General features: G+C 40.1%; 5 protein-coding genes and 1 pseudogene. All 6 read right to left on the bottom strand.

Annotated features, from left to right (window positions below):
• Positions 1–1,539 precede the first annotated feature (1,539 nt).
• The 6 genes and pseudogenes from AACQ42_RS16325 to AACQ42_RS16350 all read right to left on the bottom strand — a co-directional run bounded on the left by AACQ42_RS16325 (position 1,540) and on the right by AACQ42_RS16350 (position 5,507).
• Positions 1,540–1,935 (bottom strand): annotated as a pseudogene (locus AACQ42_RS16325) (DUF6404 family protein).
• Between the two features lie 661 nt (positions 1,936–2,596).
• Positions 2,597–3,016, bottom strand: coding sequence for a GNAT family N-acetyltransferase (locus AACQ42_RS16330; protein WP_064626929.1), 420 nt, complete (start codon positions 3,014–3,016; stop codon positions 2,597–2,599).
• Between the two features lie 133 nt (positions 3,017–3,149).
• The gene (locus tag AACQ42_RS16335) at positions 3,150–3,965 is read right to left on the bottom strand and encodes a hypothetical protein (RefSeq protein ID WP_094166411.1); all 816 of its coding nucleotides are present in this window, start codon (positions 3,963–3,965) and stop codon (positions 3,150–3,152) included.
• Entirely contained in the window at positions 3,955–4,443 is a 489-nt protein-coding gene (locus tag AACQ42_RS16340; protein ID WP_094166412.1) for a hypothetical protein, read from the bottom strand. Before AACQ42_RS16340 ends, AACQ42_RS16335 begins: the two co-directional genes overlap by 11 nt.
• A 152-nt stretch (positions 4,444–4,595) precedes the next feature.
• Positions 4,596–5,045, bottom strand: coding sequence for a GyrI-like domain-containing protein (locus AACQ42_RS16345; protein WP_017045404.1), 450 nt, complete (start codon positions 5,043–5,045; stop codon positions 4,596–4,598).
• A 141-nt stretch (positions 5,046–5,186) separates the two neighbouring features.
• Positions 5,187–5,507, bottom strand: a complete 321-nt coding sequence (locus AACQ42_RS16350) for a hypothetical protein (RefSeq protein ID WP_017046316.1) — start codon at positions 5,505–5,507, stop codon at positions 5,187–5,189.
• Positions 5,508–6,177: the final 670 nt, after the last annotated feature.

The raw sequence follows: 6,177 nt of genomic DNA on the forward strand, positions 1-6,177 counted from the left end.
ACGGTTTGAGTGAACCATGAATTTTAGGGTGAAAGTCCTCATTTGCCGACAACACAAAACGAATGGCCGGAGAAATCCAAAAGATTGAAACCCTAAATTTACCTGAGTTGCATAACGCCCGCTTAAGGGGCAGACAACGCAACTACTAAGCATCCGCATAACACCGCAATCACAAAAACCAACGCATGATAAAAATGCTACGCGTTGGCTGTCCCTCTTGAAGCGTTTGTTAAGTGCCTTTTACCCAGGCCCGGTCTTTGGTCACTTCCCATTCATTTTTTAATATGACTTGCAGCTCATCAACAATGGAATCAATTAATGCATTATCTAATGTAGTCGAATCGTTTCCCATTTGATTTCTTGCTTGGATTAGAAGACGCAAAAGTTCTTCTGCATTAGAATCTCAATTTTGAACTAAAGCCGCCAAGCGTTGGCAATCCCTCTTGAGCCGTTTGTTAGCTGCTGCACTTTAGCCGGAGATTGACTACCCAACGGCCTAATTTAAAACACATTATTGTTTTCGAGCGACAAAGTAAAACGGACAACTTAGAAACTAAAACCTAATCCACGAAACGCACTTGGCAAAGAAGAAATAACAGGAAAACTGACGAGCTTCTAAGACTTAAATTTACAAAGAATTCTTTCGAAGAAGCCAACAACCAAGTGCACGAAATCCATTTAAGCGCGAAAGAGCCTCAAAACCAAAGAAGCCACACCAAAGAAATAAACAAACACACCACTTCCCGTAAGAAGACTTCGGTTAGTTCAACCGCTTCACGAACAGTGCCACTGGCGAGATACGAGGAAAAGTGCTGACTTTCAGGTGTAAAGCTAGAGCCTCAGACTAAGAAAAATAAACGCTTAATTCTATGACTTTTCTTAACCTCAGCTAACGCCCGGCTAAGGGGTTGACAACGCACCGTCGAACTCAAAAAACACACTGTAAACATTGAACTTCAATTTTGCGCTAAAGTCGCCACGCGTTGGCAATCCCTCTTGAGCCGTTTGTTATGCAAATTCAATGAGATAAACTGACTTTACTCGATCAAAAACCACAATTGCAATGGTTAAGTAATTCAAGAACCAACCCAAGCAAGAGCCGTGATAAATAAGCCGCCAAAACAAAGTCTACCTTTCAGCAACAAACCAAGCTTTTGAATCAGGAAAACTTAACGAGCGAAACCTTCAGCAAGTGCAAAATGCTCGATAAACTTGCCCTTTCCACACTTTGCGCCCACTGAATTTACAACACGCCAGCGCTAAAACTGATTGAGGCAAACAAAGAATCTTGCCTGTTTTACGGTTTAAGTTAACCACGAATTTGAGGGTAAAAAAGCTCATTTGCCGACAACACCAAACGAATGGCCGGAGAAATCCAAAAAGATTGAGCCCCTAAATTTACCTGAGTTGCATAACGCCCGCCTAAGGGGCTGGCAACGCATAACACCAAACTCAACCACAACAACCGTAACCACCGCGACTCAATGGGACTGGAAACGCCACGCGTTGACAGTCCCTCTTGAGGCGTTTGTTATGGCGCTATTTCAAACCATTTGCCTTAAGCCAACTATCAAAATCGGTGACCCCATACTTCCGGCGTATCCTAGCGACCTCAACCGCAAGGAATAAACCAGTAATCACACCAAAAAACATCGACGCATAAACTTGAGAAGCGACAAAGCCTTGAAACTGCCAGACTAAGAGTCACATGAACCCACCCCAAAAGACAGTACCAAGCACTGATTGGAGAACAAATAGTTTCAATGGACTTTCAAACACCCTAGGCTTCATATCTAAACGAGCAAATTTGTAGAATAGATATGGATAAGGTTTAGCTAAACGAGCACTAATACCCTTTTCGATCAATAGTGAGCGAACAAATTCCATTTTATTCATAATCGTTCCTATAAATGTGTGTGTCATGCCTTGCGCCATAACGCCCGGCTAAGGGGTTGACAACGCATAGCCGAACTCAAAAAACACACGTAAACACTGAACTTCAATTTTGCACTAAAACCGCCAAGCGTTGGCAATCCCTCTTGAGCCGTTTGTTATGCAAATTCAATGAGATAAACTGATTTTACACAACCAAAAGCCACAATTGCAAAGGTTGAGTAATTCAAGAATCAACCCAAGTAGGAGCCGTGATAAATAAGCCGCCAAAACAAAGTCCACCTTTCAACAACAAACCAAGCTTTTGAATGAGACAAACTCAACAAGCAAGACTTTCAGCAAGTGCAAAATGCTCGATAAACTTGCCCTTTCCACACTTTGCGAACGCTGAATTTACAACAAACCAGCGCCAAAAACTCATTGAGGCAAACAAAGAACTTTATCTGTTTTACGGTTTGAGTTAACCACGAATTTGAAGGTAAAAATGCTCATTTGCCGACAACACAAAACGAATGGCCAGAGAAATCTAAAAAGATTGAACCCCTAAATTTACCTGAGTTGCATAACGCCGCGTTAAGGGGCAGCCAACGCTACTACCAACTTTCCGCATAACACTGTAACCACAAAAACCAACGCATAGTAAAAATGCCACGCGTTGGCTGTCCCTCTTGAACGCTTTGTTATAAGCAAATAACACCTTGATTTAATTGATGTTCAACTGTTCAGAACTAGACAAAACCCATGCACTATTATGAGCTTCAAAACCAATTTTCGGATAATAACCTTGCGCTTTCGGCGCTGACAGTAAAACCAATTTACAGCTTGGGCTCAACTCTTCTTTAGTCACTAAGATCAGATATTTACCTATACCATTGGATTGAACGCTTTCATCAACGGCTAAATCAGACAGATAGCAACAATAGTGAAAATCGGTCACTGAGCGAGCCACACCTACAAGTTGATCGTTCAGCCATGCGGTCACAATTAAATTAGAGTTGTCGAGCATACCCTGAATAGTTGACTCATTATCCAAAGGACGACGCTCACCCAATGAAGTTTTCTTCAGTAAACTCACGAATTGTTCAACTGAGATTGGATGGTTTACTTTGTACTCGATTTCCATTTTTCATCCTCTGGGGCTGAATTTGCTTATAACGCCGCATTAAGGTGTGAGCGACGCTTGGCTATACTTGAGCGAAGCGAAACTGCCAAGCGTTGCGAATCACTCTTAAATGCTTTGTTAGCTGTATTTTTACTTAGTATGGAAACCTAATTTCATTTTCATCATGTAAAGATTTTCGCGAAAAGTAAAAATCTATATGCGGTATTTCTATTTCAGATTTATGCTCACAACATGACGAAAATATTGAGCCACTTTTACAAGGGCATAAATCATTTGAAGAAAACATTGAAAATTTTTCTCTAGGAAAAGACATTGTCTTTTTTTCATAGTCCCAAGGTTCAAATACATTATGCAGAGAACTAACTAAGTACTCGAGTACAGAAAAATCGAGCGTACTATCATTGTGCATAACGGAGTATTTTTGAACAGGCTTGTTAACTATCGATATTTCTATAGGCTCTAAGTCATGACCTTCATGCAAACATAGTTTTCCATTATACACAATACCTTTCTGGTGTTCGCACCTAGAGCGAGGTCGAACTTTATGCCCACATATACCACAAGTATAATATCCAACTTTAAAGCCAGGGCTAACAAAAACGCAGTATGGGAAAAGTGATTGATACTTTTCAATCATCTCTTCAATAAAAGATACTCTTTTTCTTTGTTGAAAATCAGAACTAGAGTTCTTGATAAGAAACTTACAAGCAATTTCACATCGTTCTAATAGATCCCACGCACTTCGATACTCTTTAGCTTTCAACAAAGCAAAAACTCTTATGAAGTCAGCACTTAACTCTAAGGCTTCTATTTCACGCCAATGAGCATTGGCGTTGTCTTCATTACCCGGTAGTTTTGCAACCTCATCTTTACTAGCCTTCAGTGCACTTAAGTACGCTTGATATTCAGGATTCTCTATATCTTCAATTGTGCTTAAATTATTTTTCATCTCGGAACTTCTTAATTTCGTCCAAAACAGAAGGTAACTTGTCAGCTTTACCGTTAAAACCTACAGTAGTTGATTTACCCTCTTTATCTTCGACAATGAATTTAACAGAAATATTGTCATCGCTCTTTGCTTTTAGCTTATCGTACACATATGCAGCTATTAGGCTACAAAATATTGGTATAACAAAGTTCTTCACTACAAATGTGCCCAACCAAATGTCGGCACCGTGTAAACCAAGCTCTTTATAGTCATCGTCAGTAGCAAATACTTCTGTAGTTAAGCCATGCTCTTTCAAGTAGTCCAAGGTATCAAGTGTGCCTACGTAAAAGGAGTCATCACTTCCATGAGATGGCAAAATCACCACACTTGCATCGAAAATCAGATCTAAAATCTCTTGAGGTGCACCAGCTAAAAGCTCTTCGATCGAAGTGGTATTATTCTGAATTACTAATTCTTCTTTTTTCTTAAAGATATCCATTAATTTCCCTCTGTACAGATACAGCTAACGCCCGGCTAAGGGGTTGACAACGCACCACCAAACTTAAAAAAACACACTGTAAACGCTGAACTTCAATTTTGCATTAAAGTCGCTAAGCGTTGGCAATCCCTCTTGAGCCGTTTGTTATGTAACTACTTGACAGAAATAGAGATCTCGACTTCATGAGCACTTTTATAATATTCAAAGTCTGTTGTGTATGCTCGTTCGTGAGGACAGTTTTCAGAGCTAAAGTAATTCCAAACTTCACCCCAAAGATCTATAACTGCTTGTGGCATTTCACCGCTCGCAGCAAAAGTCACGTACTTACCAGAAGTAACATTTACTTTTACTGCGTCTGGTAATATTTCTGGTGATAAGGTATCCGAACAAGCGATAACGTCAAAAGCACCTGTAAAATCAGACTCATAGTTTGTGTACAAGCCATAAATTTTTGATTTTTCATCTAACTTTGGAGCAGCATTTGTGTAAAATTTAGCCCAAAGATTTCCAATTTTTGCAGTCGATGAATTTACTTCATCCGCATTAGTTGTACGAATGACAAAACCAGTAACTTCAAAACCATTCATTTCATTGATGCTCATTTTTTCTCCTAGTTACATAACGCCCGGCTAAGGGGTTGACAACGCACCGCCGAACTCAAAAAACACACCGTAAACACTGAACTGCAATTTTGCACTAAAGTCGCCAAGCGTTGGCAATCCCTCTTGAGCCGTTTGTTATGCCTATTTTTTATCCCAGCCCACAACAAATCCATTTTCGACAATAATTCTTAAGTTGTAGCGGTTTTTACCTGCTTTATCATATTTCCACGTTTCCTTAACTTTGGTCTTTAACACCTTCTGATCTATATCTAACGGCTTTCCAAGAGAATCTATTAGTTGCTCTTCTGTTTGGCCTTCCCAAATGGTTTTTTTCATCAACCTATCAACTAATTCAGCATTTCCATATTTAGCCATTAGTCTCTGCCGTTTTTTCTTATCGAGGTAACCACTTATGACAATAATCACAACAACAAACACTAAGAACCAAACTAGCAATTCCATAAATTCCTCTCTCAAGATTAGTTAGTATTACTTAGCCGACAGTGAAACTATCAACCATTACACAATAGCGCACTGTATAATCACATTGCACACCATGAAACCATGCACATAAAAAGGGACTAAAACCCGGCTAATAGGCATAACGCCCGGCTAAGGGGTTGACAACGCACCGCCAGACTCAAAAAACACACTGTAAACACTGAACTTCAATTTTGCACCAAAACCGCCACGCGTTGGCAATCCCTCTTGAGCCGTTTGTTATGCAAATTCAATAAGATAAACTGACTTTACTCGATCAAAAGCCACCATTGCAATGGTTGAGTGATTCAAGAACCAACCCAAGCCAGAGTAATGATAAATAAGCCGCCAAAACACAGTCCACCTTTCAACAACAAACCAAGCTTTTGAATGAAACAAACTCACCGAGCAAGACTTTCAGCAAGTACAAAACGCTCGATAAACTTGCCCTTTCCACACTTTGCGCACGCTGAATTGGCAACAAACCAGCACCAAAACTCATTGAGGCAAACAAAGAACTTTGCCTGTTTTACGGTTTGAGTGAACCATGAATTTTAGGGTGAAAGTCCTCATTTGCCGACAACACAAAACGAATGGCCGGAGAAATCCAAAAGATTGAAACCCTAAATTTACCTGAGTTGCATAACGCCCG

Origin of the sequence: Vibrio sp. V12_P9A6T4, assembly GCF_963874835.1 — a bacterium.
Classification (GTDB): domain Bacteria; phylum Pseudomonadota; class Gammaproteobacteria; order Enterobacterales; family Vibrionaceae; genus Vibrio; species Vibrio anguillarum.

Coding starts and splice junctions, on each gene's coding strand:
- AACQ42_RS16330 (WP_064626929.1), bottom strand. CDS start 3,016: ATGGAAATCGAGTACAAAGTAAACCATCCAATCTCAGTTGAACAATTC.
- AACQ42_RS16335 (WP_094166411.1), bottom strand. CDS start 3,965: ATGAAAAATAATTTAAGCACAATTGAAGATATAGAGAATCCTGAATAT.
- AACQ42_RS16340 (WP_094166412.1), bottom strand. CDS start 4,443: ATGGATATCTTTAAGAAAAAAGAAGAATTAGTAATTCAGAATAATACC.
- AACQ42_RS16345 (WP_017045404.1), bottom strand. CDS start 5,045: ATGAGCATCAATGAAATGAATGGTTTTGAAGTTACTGGTTTTGTCATT.
- AACQ42_RS16350 (WP_017046316.1), bottom strand. CDS start 5,507: ATGGAATTGCTAGTTTGGTTCTTAGTGTTTGTTGTTGTGATTATTGTC.